This is a genomic window from Falsiroseomonas bella (assembly GCF_003173615.1).
In the GTDB taxonomy this organism is placed as follows: domain Bacteria; phylum Pseudomonadota; class Alphaproteobacteria; order Acetobacterales; family Acetobacteraceae; genus Falsiroseomonas; species Falsiroseomonas bella.
Genome location: NZ_QGNA01000005.1, coordinates 146364 through 166100 on the forward strand (window position 1 = coordinate 146364; position 19737 = coordinate 166100).

At 73.8% G+C, this 19737-nt stretch carries 18 protein-coding genes; 6 read left to right on the forward strand and 12 right to left on the reverse strand.

What is annotated here, in order from left to right:
- Window positions 1-36 precede the first annotated feature (36 nt).
- The 8 genes from rseP to rpsB form a co-directional block, all read right to left on the reverse strand.
- Window positions 37-1134, reverse strand: coding sequence for an RIP metalloprotease RseP (gene rseP / locus DFH01_RS21375; RefSeq protein WP_109872544.1), 1098 nt, complete (start codon window positions 1132-1134; stop codon window positions 37-39).
- 26 nt (window positions 1135-1160) lie between these two features.
- Window positions 1161-2333 (reverse strand): 1-deoxy-D-xylulose-5-phosphate reductoisomerase, encoded by a 1173-nt coding sequence (gene dxr, locus DFH01_RS21380; RefSeq protein ID WP_109872545.1) that lies wholly within the window; start codon window positions 2331-2333, stop codon window positions 1161-1163.
- 2 nt (window positions 2334-2335) lie between these two features.
- Complete coding sequence (locus tag DFH01_RS21385; protein ID WP_233256226.1) at window positions 2336-3265, reverse strand: phosphatidate cytidylyltransferase; 930 nt, start codon at window positions 3263-3265, stop codon at window positions 2336-2338.
- 12 nt (window positions 3266-3277) lie between these two features.
- Complete coding sequence (gene uppS, locus DFH01_RS21390; protein ID WP_109872915.1) at window positions 3278-4048, reverse strand: polyprenyl diphosphate synthase; 771 nt, start codon at window positions 4046-4048, stop codon at window positions 3278-3280.
- Window positions 4049-4079: 31 nt separating this feature from the next.
- On the reverse strand, window positions 4080-4652 hold the full coding sequence (frr, locus tag DFH01_RS21395) for a ribosome recycling factor (protein WP_109872546.1): 573 nt from the start codon (window positions 4650-4652) through the stop codon (window positions 4080-4082).
- Window positions 4653-4671: 19 nt separating this feature from the next.
- The gene (gene pyrH, locus DFH01_RS21400) at window positions 4672-5394 is read right to left on the reverse strand and encodes a UMP kinase (protein ID WP_109872547.1); all 723 of its coding nucleotides are present in this window, start codon (window positions 5392-5394) and stop codon (window positions 4672-4674) included.
- Between the two features lie 166 nt (window positions 5395-5560).
- On the reverse strand, window positions 5561-6496 hold the full coding sequence (gene tsf, locus DFH01_RS21405; protein WP_109872548.1) for a translation elongation factor Ts: 936 nt from the start codon (window positions 6494-6496) through the stop codon (window positions 5561-5563).
- A 168-nt stretch (window positions 6497-6664) separates the two neighbouring features.
- A complete protein-coding gene (gene rpsB, locus DFH01_RS21410) occupies window positions 6665-7459 on the reverse strand; it encodes a 30S ribosomal protein S2 (RefSeq protein ID WP_109872549.1) in 795 nt (264 codons plus the stop codon).
- A gap of 253 nt (window positions 7460-7712) precedes the next feature.
- Here rpsB and DFH01_RS21415 point away from each other — a divergent pair, with 253 nt between their 5' ends.
- The 6 genes from DFH01_RS21415 (at window position 7713) to DFH01_RS21440 (ending at window position 15833) form a co-directional block, all read left to right on the forward strand.
- Complete coding sequence (locus DFH01_RS21415; protein ID WP_109872550.1) at window positions 7713-10022, forward strand: glycosyltransferase; 2310 nt, start codon at window positions 7713-7715, stop codon at window positions 10020-10022.
- Window positions 10019-11155 carry a glycosyltransferase gene (locus DFH01_RS21420; protein ID WP_109872551.1) on the forward strand — a complete coding sequence of 379 codons (1137 nt, stop codon included), beginning with the start codon at window positions 10019-10021 and terminating at the stop codon, window positions 11153-11155. Before DFH01_RS21415 ends, DFH01_RS21420 begins: the two co-directional genes overlap by 4 nt.
- Window positions 11152-13035, forward strand: coding sequence for a DUF6212 domain-containing protein (locus tag DFH01_RS21425; protein ID WP_109872552.1), 1884 nt, complete (start codon window positions 11152-11154; stop codon window positions 13033-13035). Before DFH01_RS21420 ends, DFH01_RS21425 begins: the two co-directional genes overlap by 4 nt.
- Window positions 13036-13311: 276 nt before the next feature.
- The gene (locus tag DFH01_RS21430) at window positions 13312-14070 is read left to right on the forward strand and encodes a hypothetical protein (RefSeq protein ID WP_109872553.1); all 759 of its coding nucleotides are present in this window, start codon (window positions 13312-13314) and stop codon (window positions 14068-14070) included.
- A gap of 12 nt (window positions 14071-14082) precedes the next feature.
- Window positions 14083-14541: a phage holin family protein gene (locus tag DFH01_RS21435; RefSeq protein WP_109872554.1), complete on the forward strand. Its 459-nt coding sequence runs from the start codon at window positions 14083-14085 to the stop codon at window positions 14539-14541.
- Complete coding sequence (locus DFH01_RS21440; RefSeq protein ID WP_109872555.1) at window positions 14538-15833, forward strand: DUF3618 domain-containing protein; 1296 nt, start codon at window positions 14538-14540, stop codon at window positions 15831-15833. The genes DFH01_RS21435 and DFH01_RS21440 overlap by 4 nt, the downstream gene beginning before the upstream one ends.
- 19 nt (window positions 15834-15852) lie before the next feature.
- On the opposite strand, the gene DFH01_RS21445 is transcribed toward DFH01_RS21440, so the two are convergent.
- From DFH01_RS21445 to cysN, 4 genes are all read right to left on the reverse strand, one after another.
- The gene (locus tag DFH01_RS21445) at window positions 15853-16098 is read right to left on the reverse strand and encodes a DUF3126 family protein (protein ID WP_109872556.1); all 246 of its coding nucleotides are present in this window, start codon (window positions 16096-16098) and stop codon (window positions 15853-15855) included.
- Between the two features lie 67 nt (window positions 16099-16165).
- Window positions 16166-16996 carry a sulfotransferase family 2 domain-containing protein gene (locus DFH01_RS21450; RefSeq protein WP_109872557.1) on the reverse strand — a complete coding sequence of 277 codons (831 nt, stop codon included), beginning with the start codon at window positions 16994-16996 and terminating at the stop codon, window positions 16166-16168.
- Window positions 16993-17820, reverse strand: a complete 828-nt coding sequence (locus tag DFH01_RS21455; protein WP_158287853.1) for a sulfotransferase family 2 domain-containing protein — start codon at window positions 17818-17820, stop codon at window positions 16993-16995. Before DFH01_RS21455 ends, DFH01_RS21450 begins: the two co-directional genes overlap by 4 nt.
- Window positions 17795-19675, reverse strand: coding sequence for a sulfate adenylyltransferase subunit CysN (gene cysN, locus DFH01_RS21460; protein WP_109872559.1), 1881 nt, complete (start codon window positions 19673-19675; stop codon window positions 17795-17797). The genes DFH01_RS21455 and cysN overlap by 26 nt, the downstream gene beginning before the upstream one ends.
- Window positions 19676-19737: the final 62 nt, after the last annotated feature.

The following is a 19737-nucleotide window of genomic DNA, read 5'->3' on the forward strand; positions in this document are numbered from 1 at the left end:
CCGCCCGCCGCGTGTCGAGTCGCTGGCGCCGCGCCTTCAGCCGAACAGCCCCGCCGCCCAGCGGAACACGCCGAGATTCGTCAGGTCGTTCCATGTGGCGAAGACGAACAGCGTGATCAGCAGCGCGAATCCGGCGCGGTAGCCGATCTCCTGCGCGCGCGGCGGCAGCGGGCGGCCGCGGATCGCCTCCGCCGCGTAGAACACCAGGTGCCCGCCATCCAGGATCGGGATGGGGAACAGGTTGATCAGCGCCAGGTTGACCGACAGCACCGCCATGAAGCTGATCAGGCTGGCGAGGCCGAGCGCGGCCGCGTCGCCCGCGATCTTGCCGATGCCGAGCGGCCCCCCGAGGTCGTCCGTGCCGCGCGCCCCGGTGATCATCTGCCAGACCGCCGAAAGCGTCTGGGCGCTGACATCCCAGGTCTGGGTCACGCCCGCCCAGGCGGCGGAGAGCGGGTTCAGCCGCTCGAACTCCGCCGGCGTGGCGCCGACGCCGAGCACGCCGACGCTGCCGCTCGCCTCGGGCGTCGCGGTGAGCACCTGCTCGCGCCCGTCGCGCACCACCGTGATCTGCACCGGCGTGTTGGCGCGGGGCTGGATGTGGCGCTGCACCTCCTCGAAGCGGTTCACCTCGCGGCCATCGAGCGCGACGATCAGGTCGCCCGGCAGCATGCCGGCCCGCGCGGCGGCGGAATTCTCGCGCACCGTGCCCACCATGGTGGTGGACCGCGGCTCGCCGACCGTCGCGAAGAGCAGGCCGAACAGCACCGCGGCCAGCGCGAAGTTGGCGATCGGGCCGGCGGCGACGACGATCGCCCGGTCGCGCACCGGCTTCTCGTGGAAGGTCTGGCCAGGTCGCCAGCCGGCCTTCACCTCGGGCGAGGCCTCCTCGGCGGTTTCCTGCCCATGCATCTTGACGTAGCCGCCGAGCGGGATCCAGCCGATCCGCCACTGCGTGCCGCGCTTGTCCTCCCAGCTTGCGATGGCGCGGCCGAAGCCGACGGCGAAGCGCTCCACATGCACGCCGCGCCAGCGCGCGGCGAGGTAGTGGCCGAGCTCGTGGATGAAGACGAGAACGCCGAGCACGACCACGAAAGCCAGGATCGTGCGGAACGGTTCAGGAAGGAAATCCACTGCTCTCTCCGGTTGGCCGGCTGACGCTAGACGGTCGCCGCCCGCGCCTCGGCCTGGCGGGAGGCCTCCGCGCGCGCGGCCTGATCCAGGGCGATGATCGCCTCCAGCCCGTCCGGGCGCGAGGGCGGGAGCGCCGCCAGCGTCTCCTCCACCACCGTCGCGATGTCGAGGAAGCCGAGGCGCCGGTCCAGGAACAGCGCCACGGCCGTCTCGTTCGCGGCATTCAATATGGTTGGTGCCCCGCCCCCCGCCATCAAGGCCTCCCGCGCAAGGCGCAGCGCGGGGAAGCGCAGCGGGTCGGGGGCGAAGAAGTCGAGCCTTGCCAGCGCGGCAAGGTCGAGGCGCGGGATCTCCGCCGCCATCCGCGCGGGCCAGGCCAGCGCATGGGCGATGGGCGTGCGCATGTCCGGCGTGCCGAGCTGCGCCAGCAGCGAGCCATCGGCATACTGCACCATGCCGTGCACGGCCGATTGCGGATGCACCAGCACCTCGATCCGGTCGGGCGGCAGGGCGAAGAGGCGCGCCGCCTCGATCACCTCCAGCCCCTTGTTCATCATGGTCGCGCTGTCGATCGAGATCTTGGCGCCCATGGACCAGACGGGGTGCTTCAGCGCCTGCTCGGGCGTCACGCGCGCCATGCGCTCCAGCGGCCAGTCGCGGAACGGCCCGCCGGAGGCGGTCAGGATGACCTTCTCCACCGCGTCGGGCGCGCAGCCCATCAGGCACTGGAACACGGCGTTGTGCTCGGAATCGACAGGCAGCAGCGTCGCCCCGCCCGCCTGCGCCTCGGCCAGGACAAGGTCGGCGGCGCAGACCAGGCTTTCCTTATTGGCCAGTGCCAGCGTGCCGCCGCGCGCCAGCGCCGCGAGCGTGGAGCGCAGGCCCGCGGCGCCGACGATCGCCGCCATGGTCCAGTCGGCCGGCCGCGCCGCGGCCTCGACCACCGCCTCCGGCCCGGCGCCGAGCGTGATCCCCCGCCCCCCGAGCGCCGCCTTCAGCGCCGGATAGGCCGCGGCATCCGCCACCACCGCATGCCGCGCGCCGAAGCGCACGGCCTGGGCGGCGAGCGTCGCCACGTCGCGGTTGGCGACCAGCGACTCGATCCGGAAGGCGCCGGGCGGCGCGGCCTCGATGAGGGCCATGGTGGACCGCCCGATCGAGCCGGTGCTGCCCAGGATGCTGACGCTGCGCGCCGCCATGCTCAGCGCCAGTCCCACAGCAGCCGGCCATAGCCGAGGAAGAAGGAGACCAGGGCAGCGACGGGCGCCGCGGCCAGCAGGCCGTCCAACCGGTCCAGCAGGCCGCCATGGCCCGGAATGAGGTGGGAACTGTCCTTCACGTGGAAATGCCGCTTGATCGCGCTTTCGAGCAGGTCACCGGATTGGGAGGCTACGCCCAGCAGGGCCGCCACCGCCAGCACCGGCAGCACCCGCGCGCCCGGATCGAAGGCCAGCGCGACCCCGAGCCCGATGAGCAGCGCCGCGGCGAGCCCGCCCGCCGCCCCCGACCACGTCTTGTTCGGCGAGACGGCGGGCCAGAGCTTCGGCCCGCCGAGCATCCGCCCGGCCATGTAGGCGCCGATGTCGGAGGCCCAGACCACCAGGAACAGGAAGAACACATTGGCCCGGCCGGCCCACCCATCGTGCCGCAGCTCGATCAGCGCGATCCCGGCAAGGCCGATATAGAGCACGCCGAGCGCAAGCCGCAGCGCCGGCTGGGTCAGCGTCTCGGCCATGCGGTGGGCGAACCACCAGGCGACGCCGAAGCCGAGGCCGAGCACCACCAGTGCCCAGCGCACATGGTCCTGCACGGCCAGCACGCCAGCGGCGAAGACCGCGATCGGCACAGCCATGCCCGGCAGCATCCGCACGCGGCGGCCGCAGAGATGAACCCATTCCCAGGCCAGCAGCGCCACGGCCAGCGCCATCATGCCGGTGAAGGCCTCGGCGCCGAGCCAGATGCAGGCCAGCGCCAGCGGGCCGAGAACCATGGCGGAAAGGGCACGCTTGCGCAGGTCCCCCCAGCGCTTCGCACGTGCCGCGGCGTCCGAGACCGCGGCCTCGGCGATGGCGGCGGCGGCGGTGTCGCGCGCGGTCTTCGGCGCCGTGCCCGCCTCGGCCGGATCGCTCACCCGGGCGCCGGCTCAGGCCGCGCGGGCGCCGTAGCGCCGCTCGCGCCGGGCGAAGTCGCCGAGCGCCGCCTCGAGATGCGGCGCGCCGTAGTCGGGCCAGAGCACGTCCTGGAAGACGAACTCGGCATAGGCCGCCTGCCACAGCAGGAAGTTCGAGATCCGCTTCTCGCCGGAGGTGCGGATGATCAGGTCGGGGTCGGGCATGCCGGCGGTGCCGAGGAAGCCCTCGAACAGCCGCTCATCCACGGTCTCGGGGTCGAGGGTGCCGGCCGCGGCGCGCCGGGCGATCTCGCGCGCCGCCGCGGCGATCTCCGCCCGTCCGCCATAGGAAAGCGCGACGGTCAGGTTCAGCCGCGTGCCGCCCGCCGTCACCTGCTCCGCGCGGGCGATGGCGCGCACCGTCTCCGGCCCGAAGCGGTCGCGCTCGCCGATGATGCGCAGGCGCACGCCTTCCTTCGCAAGACGGTCCACCTCGGTGGCGAGGTAGTGGCGCATCAGCGCGGTCAGGTCGCGCACCTCCTCGGCCGGGCGCTGCCAGTTCTCCGAGGAGAAGGCGAAGAGGGTGAGCCAGCCGATCCCGGCCTCACCGGCCGCCTCCACGGCCCGGCGCGCGGCCTCGGCGCCGGCCTTGTGGCCCATCGCACGGGGAAGGCCGCGGGCGGTCGCCCAGCGGCCGTTGCCGTCCATGATGATGCCGACATGCCGCGGCACGCCCGGCCGGGCGGCCGGTTGCGGCACGGCCGCCGGGGCCACCTTCGTCGTGGCCGTGGCGGCCGCGCTCATCCCGTCCATCGAGGTCCTTCCAGGGTCGGACTCAGCTCGTCCGGATGTCCTTTTCCTTCTCGGCGAGCGCGGCGTCGATCTGCTTGATGTGCGCGTCGGTCATCTTCTGCACCTCGTCGCTCCAGCGCTTCACGTCGTCCTGGCTGGCCTCGGACTTCTTGTCCTTCTCCCAGCCCTTCACGGTCTCCATCCCGTCGCGGCGCACCGCACGGGTCGCGACGCGTGCGGCCTCGGCATACTTGGCGGCTGTCTTGGCCAGCTCGTTGCGGCGCTCCTGCGTCAGCGGCGGCAGGGGGACGCGGATCACCTGGCCCTCGGCCATCGGGTTCAGGCCGAGGCCGGAATCGCGGATCGCGACCTCCACCTGCTTGGTGATGGACCGGTCGAACACCTGCACCGAAAGCAGGCCGGGCCCGCCGACGGAGATGTTCGCCACCTGGTTCAGCGGCTGGTTGGTGCCATAGGCCTCGACGCGGATCGGCTCGAGCAGGGCGGGGCTGGCCCGGCCGGTGCGCAGGCCCGCGAACTCCTTCCTCAGCGTCTCCATCGCGCCGTCCATGCGACGCTGCAGGTCCGACTTCAGCTTCGGAAAATCGGCGGGCATGACCGCGTCCCTCCTCCCCTCAGAGATCCACGACCGTGGTGAAGCGGCCTTCGCCCTTCATCACCGCCGTGAAGGCGCCGGGCTCGTGGATGTTGAACACGATGATCGGCAGCTTGTTCTCGCGCGCCAGGCTGATCGCGGCGGCGTCCATCACCGCCAGGTCGCGCGCCAGCATGTCGAGATAGGTGAGCGTCACGTAGCGCTCGGCCTTCGGGTTCTTGCGCGGGTCGGCGGAATAGACGCCGTCCACCTGCGTGCCCTTCAGCAGCGCATCGCAATCCATCTCCGCCGCCCGCAACGCCGCGGCGGTGTCGGTGGTGAAGAAGGGGTTCCCGGTGCCGCCGGCGAAGATCACCACGCGGCCCTTCTCCATGTGCCGGATCGCCCGGCGGCGGATGAAGGGCTCGCACAGGCTCGCCATGTTGATCGCGCTCTGCACCCGCGTGTGCACGCCGAGCTTCTCCAGCACGTTCTGCATGGCCAGCGCGTTCATCACGGTGGCCAGCATGCCCATGCCGTCCGCCTGGGCGCGGTCCATGCCGGCGGAGGCGCCGGAGACGCCGCGGAAGATGTTGCCGCCGCCGATCACCAGGCAGACCTGCACGCCGAGGTTCACCACGTCGCGCACATCCTCGGCGATCGCCTTGAGCGTGCCGATGTCGAGGCCGTAGTCGCGCTGCCCCATCAGGGCCTCGCCGGACACCTTCAGCAGCACGCGCTTGTAGCGGAGGGCTTCGGTCATCGGGGCTCCAGAAGGACTCCGGGAAGGGCGGCCGGGCGCGCGGCGGCGGAACATAGGCGTGGCATCGTGGCCACCGCAAGGCAGGGGCGCCGGCCGAACGCCGATCGGCGCGGCAGTCCCCGCGGCGGAGCGGCCGGGCACCCGGCCCGGCCGCCCCGCCCGCCGGTCACCCCTTGCTCATCGCCGCCACTTCGGCGGCGAAGTCGGAGGTCTCCTTCTGGATGCCCTCGCCGAGCTGGAAGCGGGCGAAGCCGGTCAGGTTGCCCCCGGCCTTCTTCACCACCTCCTTCACGCGGCTCTCGCCGTCATGCACCCAGACCTGCTCCAGAAGCACCACTTCCTCGTAGTACTTCCGGATGCGGCCCTCGATCATCTTCTCGATGATCTCCGGCTTCTTGCCCGAGCCCGCGGCCTGCTCGCGCAGCACCGCCTTCTCGCGCTCCAGCTCGGACGGCTCGACGCCGCCGATGTCGAGGGCGGTGGGGCGCGCGGCCGCGACATGCATGCCGATCTGCCGGCCCAGCGTCTCCAGCGCCTCGATCTCCGAGGACGCCTCGAGCGCGACCAGCACGCCGATCTTGCCGAGGCCCGGCTTCACGGCGTTGTGCATGTAGGAGGCGACGGTGCCGTTCTGCACGCGCAGCACGCGGGCGCGGCGGATTGTCATGTTCTCGCCGATCGTGGCGATCAGGTGGGTCAGCTCCTCCTGCACCGTGCGCAGGTCGCGCCCGCCCTCGACCAGCTCGGGCACGCCCGGATAGGTCGCGTTCTTCAGCGCCTCGACGTCATCGCCGACGGAGAGCGCGAGCTCGGCCACGGCGGCGACGAAGTTCTGGAACAGCTCGTTGCGCGCGACGAAGTCGGTCTCGGCATTCACCTCGACCATGGCGCCGACGCCGGGGCCGGTGGCCACGCCGACCAGGCCCTCGGCCGCGACGCGGCCCGACTTCTTGGCGGCGGCCGAGAGGCCCTTCTTCCGCAGCCAGTCGATCGCGCCTTCCATGTCGCCGCCCGACTCGGTCAGCGCCTTCTTGCAGTCCATCATGCCGGCGCCCGTGCGCTCGCGCAGTTCGCGCACCATCGCCGCGGTGATCTCGGCCATTGATTGAGACTCCTTTGTATTGCCCTCAGACGCCGGGCGGCCGCATCCGCGGCCTTGGCTTCGCCGCACCGGCGGCGGGCCGCGTTCGCGGCCTCGGCCGGCTTTGCCGGCCGCCCGGTACCAACTTAGGCGAGCCAGGCGGCGGCTTCGCCAGCCGCCCGGCTCAACTCACTCGGCCGCCGGCTGGTCGGTCGGGGCGACTTCGACAGGCGCTTCCGGCAGCGCCTCGGCCGGCAGGTCCTCCATCGCGCCGATGTCGGCGCCGGAGGAGGAGAGCGCACCGGCCAGGCCATCCAGCACCGCGCCCGCGACCATGTCGCAGTAGAGGTGGATCGCGCGGATCGCATCGTCATTGCCCGGGATCGGGAAGGCGATGCCCTGCGGGTCGGCGTTGCTGTCCACCACGGCGATCACCGGAATGCCGAGCTTGTTGGCCTCTTCGATCGCCAGCTTCTCCTTCACCGTGTCGATGACGAAGATGATGTCGGGCAGGCCGCCCATGTCCTTGATGCCGCCCAGCGCGCGGTCGAGCTTCTCCTTCTCGCGCGTCAGCATCAGGACCTCCTTCTTGGTGAGGCCCTGGATGTCGCCGCCGAGGCGCTCCTCCATCTGCTTCAGGCGCTTGATGCTGCCCTGGATGGTCTTCCAGTTGGTCAGCATGCCACCCAGCCAGCGGTGGTTCACGTAGTACTGGCCGCAGCGCTGCGCGCTCTCGGCCACGTAGTCCGCCGCCGCCTTCTTGGTGCCGACCATCAGCACGCGCCCGCCGCCCGCCACCACGTCGCGGATCGCGCGCAGCGCGCGGTCCATCATCGGCACGGTCTGCTGCAGGTCCAGGATGTGGACCTGGTTGCGGACGCCGAAGATGTACGGCGCCATCCGCGGGTTCCAGCGGCGGGTGTGGTGGCCGAAATGCACGCCGGCCTCGAGCAGGCCGCGCAGGGTGACGTCGGGCATCGCCATCGGCGAAATTCCTCTTCTTCCAGTGGTCCGGTTGGGCCTCCGCGGCGCCATCCCCCTGGTCGAGACGACCCCGGGGACCGGACCCGTTCGCGCCATCTCTGGCTGGAAGGGTGCGCCGCGTGCGGATTTGCCGTCGCCGGGAGGGGCCCGGCGCCGACGGCGCGCATATGCCCCAGAGGCGCCGCCGGGGCAAGGCCGCAGCGCCGGGGGGCTCGGTTTCCCGAGGCCCGGCCGACGGCTATCCTGCCGGGCGATGCGCATCCTCGTCGTCTCGCCCACGCCGACCCACCCGCAGGATGCCGGCAACCGGGCGCGCATCCATGCCCTGCTGTCGGACCTGAAGGCGGCCGGCCACGCCATCCATCTCTGCCTGCTGCTGCGCGAGGGCGTCACGCCCGACGCCCTGGCCGCCATGCGCGCCGCCTGGGACGAGGTGATCGCCGTCCCGCATGACCGCGCGGCCGAGCGGCGCAGCCTGCCCGAGGGGCTGAACGCCCTCGACGACTGGATCCTGCCCGAGGCGGAGCGGGCCTTCGCCGCGCTCGCCGCGCGGGATCCCGGCTTCGACATGGTGCTGGTGAACTATGTGTTCCTGAGCGCCGCCTTCCTGCCCTTCCCGCCCGGCGTGGTACGCGTGCTGGACACGCATGACGTCTTCGCCGACCGCGCGGCCAAGCTGGCGGCGCTCGGCCTGGAGAGCCGCTTCTTCGCCACCACCGCCGAGGAGGAGACCCGCGGCCTCGACCGCGCCGACCTGGTGCTGGCCATCCAGGAGGAGGACGCGGCCGGCTTCCGCGCGCGCACCCGCGCCCCGGTCCTGACGCTCGGCCATCTGCCGGCCGGCGACCCGGCGCCCCTGCCCCCGCGCGCGCCGGACGGGCGCCTTGCCATCGGCTATCTCGGCAGCGTCAACCCGATGAACACCCGCGCGCTGGGGCGCTTCCTGGCGGCGCTGGACCACGCCGGCATCGCGGCGGCGGGCGGCAGCCTGCTGGTGGCGGGCGGCGCGGCGCGGGACCTCGCGCCCGCGCCGGGCCTCCTCCCGCTCGGCCCGGTCGCCGCGCCCGACGACCTCTATGCGCGGGTGGACCTGGTGGTGAACCCGCATGAGGGCGGCACCGGCCTCAAGATCAAGACGGTGGAGGCGCTGGCCCGCGGGCGGCCGGTGATCGGCACCGCCGAGGCCTTCGCCGGCCTGCCCGCCGAGGCCGCCTGCCACGCGGCCGCCGACGCCGCCGAGGTCGCCGCGCTGCTCCGCCGCTGGCTCGCCGAGCCTGCATACCGCAAGGAGGTGGCCACGGCATCGGCCCGCCTCGCCGCCCGCTATGCGCTGGAGGTGCGCGACGCCCGCGCCATCCTCGCCTCGCCCGCCGCCATCGCCCGGCTGCGCGACCGTCCGCGCCTGCTGCTGGTGACCGACGTGCCCTTCTGGCGCAGCGACCTCGGCAACCGCCAGCGCATCGCCGCCCTGATCGCCGCGGCGCGGGCGGAGGCCGACCCGGATCTGTTCTTCGCCGGCGCGATGACCGTCGAAGAGGCGGCGGCGGCGCAGCGCCTGCTCGGCCCCCGCGGGCGCGTTTTTTGCGCGCTGACCGAGACGCCCGCCGACCCGCCAATCGAACCGCCTTTGGACCTCACGCCCTACGAGGCGTCCCGCTACGACCCAAAGATCTTCGCGGCGCTGGAGGCGCATCTGGCCGAGCACCGGCCCGAGGCGGTGATCATCGAATACGTCCTGCTCTCCTACCTGCGGCATGCACGCGGCCTGCCGCCCCTGACCGCCATCGACACGCATGACGTGATGTCGGTCCGCGCCGAGAATTTCCGGCGCTTCGGGCGCACCCACTTCGTGCAGATCTCCGCCGCCGAGGAGCTGCGCATCCTCTCCGGCTTCCCGTTGGTGCTGGCGATCCAGGCCGAGGAGGCGCGCTGGCTGGAGGCGCTGCTGCCCGGCCGCGTCCTGCTCGCGCCCCACGTCATGCCGCCGGTCCCCCGCGCGAAGGGCAGCCCGCCGGGCGGGCGGCTGCGCGTCGGCTTCATCGGCGGCGACAGCCCGATGAACCAGGACGGGCTGCGCTGGCTGATGGACCAGGTCTGGCCGGCCGTGCTGCCGCTCGGCGCCGAGTTGCATGTCGCGGGCGGCATCTGCGCCAGCCTGCCGGAGGGGCGGGAGGGCGTGGTCGCGCATGGCGAGGTGGCCGACGCCAACGCCTTCCTCGCCGGCCTGGACATCGCGGTGAACCCGGTCTTCTTCGGCGGCGGGCTCAAGATCAAGACGGTGGAATACCTGGCCCACGGCCTGCCCTCCGTGCTGAGCGCGGAGGCGCTGTTCGGCATCGCCGGCGGCGCGGGGGAGGCCTATCTCGTCGCACCCGATCGCCTCGGCTTCATCGCCGGCCTCGCCGCGCTGATCGAGGATGCGACGCTGCGGCGGCGCATGGGCGAGGCGGCGCAGGCCTTCGCACGGCGGCATTTCGCCCCGCGCGAGCTGGAACGGGCGATGCGCGCCCTGGCGCAGTTCGCGCGCGGCGTGCCGCCACCCAAGCGCCTCGGCGCCGCATGATCGGCACGCGCCGGCTTTCCCGGCTGCTGCTGCTGCTGCCCTCGGCGCGGCTCGGCGGCACCGAGCGGCACAGCGCGGCGCTGGCGGCGCGGCTGCATGCGCAAGCGGGCCTTGCCGTGGACCTCGCCGCCGAGCCCGCGGTTCTGGAGGGGTTGGGCGCACCGGAGGGCGTCGGCCTCCACCCGGCGAGGCTCGCCTGGGAGGCCGACGAGGAGCCGGCGGCGCGCGCAGCCCGGCAGGCCGCGGAGACACGCCGCCTGCTTGCCGACCTTCAGCCGGATGCCGCGCTGGTCGCCCTGCCCTGGCCCGATGCCGGCAACGGCATCCTGCCCGTCCTGGCCGAGGCCGCGCTGCCGCGCCTGGTGCTGCTGCACCTGGCGCCGGAGGCCGAGCCGCCCGTCGTCCCGCCGGCGCTGGGGCTGGAAGGCGCGGTGGTCGCCGCCGTCTCCGCCCCGATCGGCCGCCGCGCGGCGCGCGCCTGGGGCCTGCCGGACGCCTCGGTCGCCGTGCTGCCGAACCCCGCGCCGCGCCCCTCGGCGCTGGACCGCGCCGCGACGCGGGTGGAGTTGCGCGCCGCGCTCGGCCTTTCGCCGACCGAACGGCTGCTGCTCTTCGTCGGGCGGCTGGAGGAGGCGAAGGGCGCCGACCTGCTGCCGGGCATCATCGGCCGCCTCGACGCCACGCTGCTGGTGGCGGGCGACGGCGCGCTGCGCGGGATGCTGCAGGAGATCGCCGCGGCCGATCCCTTCAAGCGCCTGCGCCTGCTCGGTCCGGTCGCCGACCCGGCGCCCTGGTATCTGGCCGCCGACGCGCTGCTGCTGCCCTCCCGGCTGGAGGGCGCGCCGCTCGCCTTCCTTGAGGCCGCGGCGCATGGCTGCCCGGTGGTCGCGACACCGGCCGCGGTCGAGGCCTTCGGGGACGCGGCCCCCCGCATCGCTTCCGTCGCCGAGACATCGGATCCGGCCGGCATCGCCGCCGCGGCGGCCGCGCTGCTGGCCGATCCCGCCCGCGCCGCGCGGCTGTCCGCGGCGGCGGCGAAGCAGGTGGCCGGGCGCGACTGGGCCGGCGTGACCACGCAGGCGCTCGGCCTGCTGCGCGCGGCGACCGCCGCGGCACGAGGAGGGACGGCATGATCGGCCTCAGGATCGGCGCCGCCGAGCTGGACGAGATCGAGGCCGGCGCGCCGGCGCTGGTGGCTGCGGCGGATCTCGACCTGCCGGAGCTTCGGCCCCTGGTGGTGCTCGTGCCGCGCGATGGCGTCCTGGCCCGCCCGGGCGCGCAGCCCGTTCGCAGCCTGCCACTGCCGCCGGACCTGCCGCTGCTGGCGCTGCTGGCCGGGGAGGAGGCGGCCGCCGGCCTGCTGCCCCTGCTGCCCCCTGGCATCCCGGTGCTCGCCGACCCGGCCCTGCTCTCGGGGCTGCTGGCCGAGGCGCTGCGGACGTCCCGCGCCGCCCAGGCCGCCGCGGAGGGCGAATCCCGCCGCCTGCTGCGCGCCCTCGGCGCCGCCCTACCGCGCCCGCTGCTGGCGCTGGACCTGCCGCCGATCGGCGCAGCCGCCACGGCGCCGCCCGCATCCCAGGCGCTCGGCCGCCCGGCGGCGGGGATCTGCACCGTGGAGCTGCATCTCGCCATGCCCGGCTCAGGCGGGCTGCATGTGCGGCTGCTGGCCGGGGAGCGCGTGGTCGGCAGCTGGCGCGTCCCGGAGGCGGCGCGCGGCCCCGGCTGGCTGGCGCTCGACCTGCCCGAGCCGGCGCCCGAAGACCCGGAGGAGGCCGTGCTGGAGGTTTCGACGGAGGCGACGGAGGCCCCGCCCCTGCTGTCGCTGGTCGCCGACCGGTCGCAGGCGGGGCTCGCCCTGCGCCTCTGGACCGCCGGCCCGGGCTGGTCGGTGCTGCCCCGGCACTTCGACTGGCCCGCCATGGGCGCGGCACGCCCTGCCCTGCCGCTGCCGCTCCCCGCCGCGCTGCTGGCCGAGGCCGTGCCGGATGGCGCGCGCGCCGAGCTGGTCGCCGTCGGGGAGGAGCCGCCGCGCCTGGTGCTCGAAATCCCCGCCGGCGGCGAGATGCTGCTCCGCCTGCCCGCCCTTCCCGTCGGCCCGGCCGACCTGCTGCGGCTGCGCCTGCTGCGCCCGGTCGGTGCCGAGGCGGGCATGGAGGCGGCACTCGCCGTTGCGCGCGCGGATGGCGAGGCCGGAACCGGCTGGCGCCCGATCGGCGCGCGGGCGGAACTCGCCCTGCCGTTGCCGGAGGGGGGCATGGCCTCGCCGCGTCTGGCCCTGCGCCATCGCGGCAGGCGGCCGGCCCTGGTGGAGGTGGAGAGCCTGGCGCTCATCGCCGGCGCGGCCGGGGAGAAGCGCGTGGCCCCGCCGGCCGAGCTCGCCGCCGGACGCGGGCGGTACGCGGTCGCCATGCCCTTCGGCGCCGCCCTGCCGCCCTGGCGCAGCGCGCCGCCGGCACCGCAGCCGCCCCTGGCCCAGCCCGGCGGCCCGGCGCGGGCCGTGCTCGCCCTGCCGCGGACCGCCGCCGGCCCGGTGCCGCCGCGCATGCCGAGCGCCGCCAGCGGATTCCAGGAACTCCGCCTGAACCAGCACCTGGACAATGCCGGCTCCGGCTACCGCCACCTGGATGTCGGGATCAGCGGCCTGGTCTCCGCCGCGGGGCTCTGGCGACAGGTGCGGCTCAAGCTGTTCGAGCGGCGCGGCGTGGCGGGGCTCGAGTTCCGCCAGGCCAAGGGCTGGCCGCCGATGTTCGACGTCTGGCCGGAGGGCGGCAGCGACAACTATGGGCCGTTCTGGCGGCTCGAGACGGAGGTCACCGGCCTCGCCCTCGCCGCCCTGACCACCCCGCATGACCGCGCCCTGATCGCTGCTCTCATGGACGTGCTGCCGGAGATCGCCGGCCAGGCGAGCCGCGCCGCAAGGCTGGAGATGGCCGAGGCCGAGCCCTGGATCGGGCTCGCGCGCCGCGTGGTCGAGGCGGTCGGCGCCGCGCGGGGAACGACCCGCCCCGTCTGATACCAACGGCCGCTTTCAGCGACTCGTTGGTTTGTTTGTTCGTGCCTCAGGCGCCGGCGCGCGCGTCCGCGCGCTTGGCTCGCCGCACTTGCGGCGGCGCCCGTTCGGGCGCTCGGCCGCCTGCCGTCGGCCGCAGGTCATGACGCCCTGCGGGGAGGATCCGCTCAGCCACCGCAACCCGCCTCCGGAACGCCGGGCGCGGGTTCTCGTTGTGGTCGCGACGATGCGCCGCCGACAGGTGGCGCAGCCCGCAACCAGACGAGGAGCGGCTGACGCATGAGCGACCGGAACGACCCCAGGACCCGGCCGGACGACCCGGCCGAGAAGATGCGCCGCGACGCCGAGATGGCGCGGGCGGAGACGCGCCGCGCCGGCGAGGACGTGCGCGAGGCGGCCTCCTCCATCGCGGAGGAGGCCTCCGCGACCGCCCGCGTCCTCAAGGAGGAGGGCGCGGCCGTGCTGGAAAGCGCGAAGGTCCGCGCGGAGGACGCGGCGCGGCAGGGCGTGCGCCAGGGCGCCCGCCAGGTCGGCGGCGTGGCGCGGGCCATCCACCGCGCCGCCGACGAGCTGGAAGGCGAGAGCCCGGAACTCGCGCGCACCATCCATGACGCGGCCGGGCGCGTGGACGGCATGGCGCGGGCGCTGCGCGACCGCAGCCCGGGCGACCTGCTGCGCGCGGCCGAGGACTTCGCCCGCCGCCAGCCGCTGGTGTTCTTCGGCGCGGCGACGCTCGCGGGCTTCGCCCTCGCCCGCTTCGCCCGTTCCTCCGCCGCCCATGAGCATCCGCGGCATGGCCGGGTGGAGCCGGGCATGCCCTCCGGCGGCATGTCACGGTCCGACATGTCACGGCCCGAGATGACCGGCGCGCATCGCGCCGCGACGCCGGGCGCGCCCATGCCGGCCGCGAGCCATGCCCCGGGCTGGCATCCCGGAGATCCGACCGGTGATCCGACAGATCAAGGCAACGGCCCGCTGGTCGCCGCCGAGCCCGGCGATTCCGTCACCTACCGCCCGCCGCCGCAGGGCGGGGTCTGAGAGGAGCCCGCGATGTCCACGCAATACGACCCGGACCGGGTGCCGCCAAAGCCGGCGCGCGCGGTGAACGATGACGCCCGCGCGCTGGATACGCGCAGCGTGCCGGAGCTGCTGGCCGACATGGTCAACCAGCTGACGCTGCTGTTCCGCAAGGAGGTGCAGCTCGCCCGCGCCGAGATGGGCGAGAAGGCCTCCGAGGTGGGCAACGCCATTCCCGGCATCGCCGGTGGTGCCGGCCTCGCCTTCGGAGGCCTGATCCTCATGCTCTTCGCGGCGGCCGCCGGAATCTCGGCCTGGTTCGACCTTGCCGCGGGCTGGGGCCTTCTGATCGTCGGCGTACTCGCCGCGCTCATCGGCTACGCGCTGGTCCGTGCCGGCGCGTCGCGGCTGAAGGCGACGAACCTCACGCCGCATCGCACCGCGGAGCAGCTTTCGCGCGATGCCCAGGCAGCCAAGGAGCAGGTGCGATGAGCAGCACGCGAAGCACGACCAACCCGGGCGACCGCTCTGCGGCGGAGATCGAGCGCGAGGTCGAGCAGACCCGCGCGCGGCTGACCGGCACCGTGGAGGAGCTGAAGGACCGCGTCTCGCCGGGCACGCTGGCGGACCAGGCGATGGACTGGCTGCGCGGCTCCGGCGGCCGGCAGTTCCTCGACAATCTCGGCGGCACGCTGCGGGACAACCCGGTGCCGGTGGTGCTGGTCGCCGCCGGGATCGGCTGGCTCGCCCTCAGCGGCCGCGGCGGCCCGCGCCGCAGTCGGCGGTGGTACGACGACGACGACCGCTACACGGAAGACACCGGCTACGACGCGGGCTACCCCGTCGGCGCGGGGGCCTATCCGGGCGAAAGCTACCCGCCCGAGACTTATGCGGGGCAGCCGGGGACCGAGGCCGACGGCGGACCGTCGCTCGGGGAGCGCGCCGGCGAGGCGGCGGAAGGGCTGCGGCGCCGGGCGGCCGGGCTCGGCCACAGCGCGGCGAGCCGGGCGGCCGGCCTGCGCGACCGGGCGGGTGACCTGGCCGGGCGCGTCGGGGAAGCCGCGGACGAGGCCTGGCATGGGGCCACCGGGGCGGCGCGTTCGGCCGCCGCCGGCGCCAGCCATGCGGGGCGGCAGGTGGCGCATGGCGCCGGCCGCGCCTGGGACGCTGCCTCGGACACCGCCAGCGACCTCGGCCGCGGTGCCTACCGGCTCGGCGAGGGTGCCGGCCGGCGGATGTCCGCGGCGGTGGAGGAGCAGCCGCTGCTGCTCGGCGCCTTCGGACTCGCCATCGGCGCGACGATGGGTGCGCTGATGCCGGCCACCGAGGCGGAGGACCGGCTGATGGGCGAGACCCGCGACCGCATGGCCGACCGGCTGAGCGGCCTGGCGGGCGAGGCCTATGAGCGGGCCAAGGAGACGGCCGGCGAGCAGGCCCAGCGGGCCGGCGAGCAGCTCGGCGCCGTGGCGCGGGACGGCGCCCAGGCGCTCGGCGACGTGGCCCGCGACCTGCGCGAGACGGTCGAGCGCACGGCGCATGACGCGGCGGCCACGGCGCGCGAGGCGGCCGACAAGGCGCGCGAGAAGGCTGAGAAGGCCGGGCCCGGCGCGTCCGGCGGCACGGCGACCGGGCCAGCAAGTACGCCCGGTAGCACGCCGGGCACGACCAGCGGCACGACCACGGGGACGGGTACGGCGACGCCGGGCAGCACCGGCGTCACCCCGGGCGCCTCGCCCGGCAGCGTCGGCGGCAGCCCGTCCACGACCCGGATCGGGCCGGTCTGATCCGCCCGCGGCGCCGCGGCTACTTCCGCCGCGGTGCCGCGCCGGCGGCCGGCGGGGCCGGCAGGTCCTCCTCCAGCACGGTGATGTGCACCGCGTAGGAGACCTCGCCTTCCTCGTCGTCGCGATGGACCGTGCCGATCACCTCGTCCTGCACCATCACCTCCACCGACATCCCCTTCCGCGCGGGCGCCACGAGGCTGATCCGCTCGGAGCCGAGCAGGCGCCGCAGATAGGTCTGCACACGGGCGATGTCTGATGGCGTCATGCGTCGGCACTCCGGATAGAGGGGCTGCTATGCACCGGCGGCCCGCGCGGGTCGAGCCTTCGCGCATTCAGGCCGGGGTCGCGCCCCGTGCATCGAGGAACGCGCCGAGCGGGCCCGCGATCGCCTCCCAATCGGCCGCGATCGCGCGATGGATGCCGAGGTCGAAGGCATTGAGCTCCTCGATCCGGGCGCGCAGCGAGGGATCCTCCAACTCGCGCATCACGCCTTCCTTCTCCTCCGCCGCGCCCTCGTTCACCCGCTTGCGCGCGGCGGGCGTGGAGGGCTTTCCCGCCAGCAGCGCCGTCAGCGCGCGGTAGCCCAGCGCGTAGCGCTCCTGCACGCCAACGAAGGCGTAGCGGTTGCGCAGCGCCTTCAGCCCGGCCTCGACATCGCATTCCTGCGCCATGCGCGGCGGCAGCAGGTGCCGCGCGATGCGGTTGCGCTGGCCCTTCAGCTCCACGAAGGCGGCGAAGTCGGGGATGCGGGCCCGTACCTCCGCCGCCAGGGGGTGCATGGGCGAGCGCTGGTAGAGATAGTCGGACACCAGGCGCGAGACCGGCTCGCGCAGCATGGTGAACAGCCCCGTGCCTGGGAACGCCTCCAGGATGCGCTGCACATGGCGGAACTGCACATGGCCCGAGGCGATGCGGCAGGGCGCTTCCCGCTGCGCGGCGATGAAGGCCTCGGTCACGGTGTCGTAGCGCTCGGGCGCCGGGCGCGACCGGTCGAGATGGTCGATATGGATGCTGCGATAGGGCGGGATCAGCGCGGCGAGGTCGGCCGCGAGCGAGCTGCCCGCCGTCTTCGGCACATGCACGAAGAGCCAGAGCGGCGGCGCCTGCCGCGGCGCCAGCCAGGCCTCGAAGCGGCCGGCCAGCAGGTCGCGCGCGGCGCTCATCGCAGGCGCTTGGCCAGCGCGTCGCGCACGCGGTGCCAGCGCGGCGCGACGGCGTCGTAGAGCGCGACGTCGAGCGGATTCGCCGCACGGATGCGCGCCGCCATCTCCTCCGGCACGGGCGCGGCCGCATCCTCCTCCGCGCCGACATTCTCGCGCACGGTCGGCCAGGCCGGCGCGCCGAGCAGCATGGTCAGCACGCGGAAGCAGAGCGGATAGAGCTCCTGGATGCCGATGAAGTCGTAGGTGGCGAGCAAATGCGCGACGCAGGCGTCCGGGTCGCCGCCGGCCAGGATCTCGCGCGGGATCAGGTGCTCGGCCATCTTGTTGCGCTCGGAGTCCAGCGCGAGATAGGCGTCGAGGTCGGGCACGCGCGCCGTGAACTCCGCATGCAGCGGGTGGCGCGGCGAGCCCTGGTAGCGGAAGTCGGAGATCACGCGGCTCACCGGCTCGCGCAGGAAGGTGATCAGCCGCGTGCCGGGCAGCGCCTGTCTGATGCGGGCGACATGCCGCGCCAGGATGTGGCCGGAGGCGAAGCGCACCGGGCTCGCCGTGGCCTGGGCCAGGAACTGCTCCACCGCCTGGTCCATGCGCTCATGGAAGCTGCGCGCGGTGTCGGTGTAGTCCACCACGATGTTGACGTCGGGCTGCAGCAGCGCCGCGACCTCGCGCCGCAGCGAGGTGCCCGCGGTCTTCGGGACATGCACGAACACCACCGGCCCGGCGCCCGGCGCGGCGGCGCGGAAATAGGCGTTGAAGCTGCCCTCGAAGAGCAGCCGCATCGGCCCGGGCGCCGCGCCCTCAGGCGTCGAGGCGGCGCCGGACATGGGAGAGCACCAGCTCGGCGGATTGCTCGGGCGTGAGGCCGAGCGTGTCGATGCGCAGTTCCGGCGCCTCCGGCGCCTCATAGGGAGAGGAGACGCCGGTGAAGTTGCTGATCGCGCCCCGCACGGCCTTGGCGTAGAGGCCCTTCGGGTCGCGCTTCATGCATTCCTCAATCGGCGTGTCCACGAAGACCTCGACGAACTCGCCCTGCTGCATCAGCTCCCGCACCATCCGCCGCTCCGCGCGGAAGGGCGAGATGAAGCTGCACAGCACGATCAGGCCGGCATCCACGAAGAGCTTCGCCACCTCGCCGACGCGGCGGATGTTCTCCACGCGATCCTGGTCTGTGAAGCCGAGGTCCTTGTTAAGCCCGTGCCGCAGGTTGTCGCCGTCCAGCGTGTAGGTGTGCCGGCCCTCCGCGTGCAGCGCCTTCTCCACCAGCTTGGCGATGGTGGACTTGCCGGAGCCCGAGAGGCCCGTGAACCACAGCACCAGCGGCTTCTGGTGATCCAGCGCGGCGCGTGCCGCCTTGTCCACGAGGAATTCCTCGGCGTGGATGTTGGTGGCGCGGCGCAGCGCGAAATCCACCATGCCCGCGCCGGCGGTGCGGTTGGTGAAGCGGTCCACCAGGATGAAGGCGCCGGTCGCGCGGTTCTCGGCATAGGGATCGAGCGGCACGCGCTGCGACAGCGCCAGGTTGCACACCGCGATCTCGTTGAAGTCGAGCTTCTTCGCCGGCTGCCGCTCCAGCGTGTTGACGTCCACCTTGTGCTTGATGCTGGTGACGGAGGCGGTGGTCCAGAGATTGCCGAAGCGGGCGAGGTACTGGCGGCCGGGCAGCAGCGCCTCCTCGTCCATCCACAGCAGGTGGGCGGCGAACTGGTCCACCACCTCCGGCCGATCGGCCAGCGGGGCGAGCACGTCGCCACGCGCCACGTCCACCTCGTCGGCCAGGCAGATCGTCACCGCCTCCCCGGCCGCGGCGACAGGCTGGTCGGCATCGGGGCCGAGGATGCGCGCGACGCGGCTCTGCCGGCCGGAGGCCGCGACCACCACGCCGTCCCCCACCGCGATGCGGCCCGAGGCGACCGTGCCGGAGAAGCCGCGGAAATCGAGGTTCGGGCGGTTCACCCACTGCACCGGGAAGCGGAAGGGCTTCTGGTCAGCGCCATGCTCGGCGTCCACGCCCTCGATATGCGCGAGCAGCGTCGGGCCGCGATACCAGGGGGAGTTGCCGCTCTTCTGCGTGACGTTGTCGCCGAAGCGGGCGGAGACCGGGATCGGCGTCAGCGTCGCGAAGCCGAGGCCCGCGGCGAAGGTCGCCCAGTCGCCCACGATGCGGTCGAAGGTCGCCTCGTCCCAGTTCGCCAGGTCCATCTTGTTCACCGCCAGCACGACATGGCGGATGCCGAGCAGCGAGCAGATGAAAGTGTGCCGGCGGGTCTGCGTCAGCACGCCCTTGCGCGCGTCGCAGAGGATGATGGCGAGGTCGGAGTTGGAGGCGCCGGTCGCCATGTTGCGCGTGTACTGCTCGTGGCCGGGCGTGTCGGCGACGATGAAGCTGCGCTTCGGCGTGGCGAAGAAGCGGTAGGCGACGTCGATGGTGATGCCCTGCTGCCGCTCGGCCTCCAGCCCGTCCACCAGCAAAGCGAGGTCCACATCCTCGCCGGTGGTGCCGTGCTTGCGGCTGTCCTTCTCGATGGTGGCGAGGGTGTCCTCCATGATCTGGCGGCTCTCGTAGAGAAGCCGCCCGATCAGCGTGGACTTGCCGTCATCCACCGACCCGCAGGTGAGGAAGCGAAGCAGGCCGCGCGCCGACTGGGCGCCGGAGGGGTGCCCCAGGGGCAACTGGTCCATCGTGCGGCAGTCCTCGACCTTGTCCCGGCACCTCGCCCCCCGGTCCGGAAAGGCGACGCGGC

Excerpts from the sequence above, each read along its gene's own strand:
- uppS (WP_109872915.1), bottom strand. The coding sequence starts at position 4,048 with ATGAGCGCGGCCGCCACGGCCACGACGAAGGTGGCCCCGGCGGCCGTG.
- DFH01_RS21440 (WP_109872555.1), top strand. The coding sequence starts at position 14,538 with ATGAGCAGCACGCGAAGCACGACCAACCCGGGCGACCGCTCTGCGGCG.
- DFH01_RS21420 (WP_109872551.1), top strand. The coding sequence starts at position 10,019 with ATGATCGGCACGCGCCGGCTTTCCCGGCTGCTGCTGCTGCTGCCCTCG.
- dxr (WP_109872545.1), bottom strand. The coding sequence starts at position 2,333 with ATGGCGGCGCGCAGCGTCAGCATCCTGGGCAGCACCGGCTCGATCGGG.
- cysN (WP_109872559.1), bottom strand. The coding sequence starts at position 19,675 with ATGGACCAGTTGCCCCTGGGGCACCCCTCCGGCGCCCAGTCGGCGCGC.
- DFH01_RS21425 (WP_109872552.1), top strand. The coding sequence starts at position 11,152 with ATGATCGGCCTCAGGATCGGCGCCGCCGAGCTGGACGAGATCGAGGCC.
- frr (WP_109872546.1), bottom strand. The coding sequence starts at position 4,652 with ATGCCCGCCGATTTTCCGAAGCTGAAGTCGGACCTGCAGCGTCGCATG.
- rpsB (WP_109872549.1), bottom strand. The coding sequence starts at position 7,459 with ATGGCGATGCCCGACGTCACCCTGCGCGGCCTGCTCGAGGCCGGCGTG.
- DFH01_RS21415 (WP_109872550.1), top strand. The coding sequence starts at position 7,713 with ATGCGCATCCTCGTCGTCTCGCCCACGCCGACCCACCCGCAGGATGCC.
- DFH01_RS21435 (WP_109872554.1), top strand. The coding sequence starts at position 14,083 with ATGTCCACGCAATACGACCCGGACCGGGTGCCGCCAAAGCCGGCGCGC.
- pyrH (WP_109872547.1), bottom strand. The coding sequence starts at position 5,394 with ATGACCGAAGCCCTCCGCTACAAGCGCGTGCTGCTGAAGGTGTCCGGC.
- DFH01_RS21430 (WP_109872553.1), top strand. The coding sequence starts at position 13,312 with ATGAGCGACCGGAACGACCCCAGGACCCGGCCGGACGACCCGGCCGAG.
- DFH01_RS21445 (WP_109872556.1), bottom strand. The coding sequence starts at position 16,098 with ATGACGCCATCAGACATCGCCCGTGTGCAGACCTATCTGCGGCGCCTG.
- tsf (WP_109872548.1), bottom strand. The coding sequence starts at position 6,496 with ATGGCCGAGATCACCGCGGCGATGGTGCGCGAACTGCGCGAGCGCACG.
- DFH01_RS21455 (WP_158287853.1), bottom strand. The coding sequence starts at position 17,820 with ATGTCCGGCGCCGCCTCGACGCCTGAGGGCGCGGCGCCCGGGCCGATG.
- DFH01_RS21450 (WP_109872557.1), bottom strand. The coding sequence starts at position 16,996 with ATGAGCGCCGCGCGCGACCTGCTGGCCGGCCGCTTCGAGGCCTGGCTG.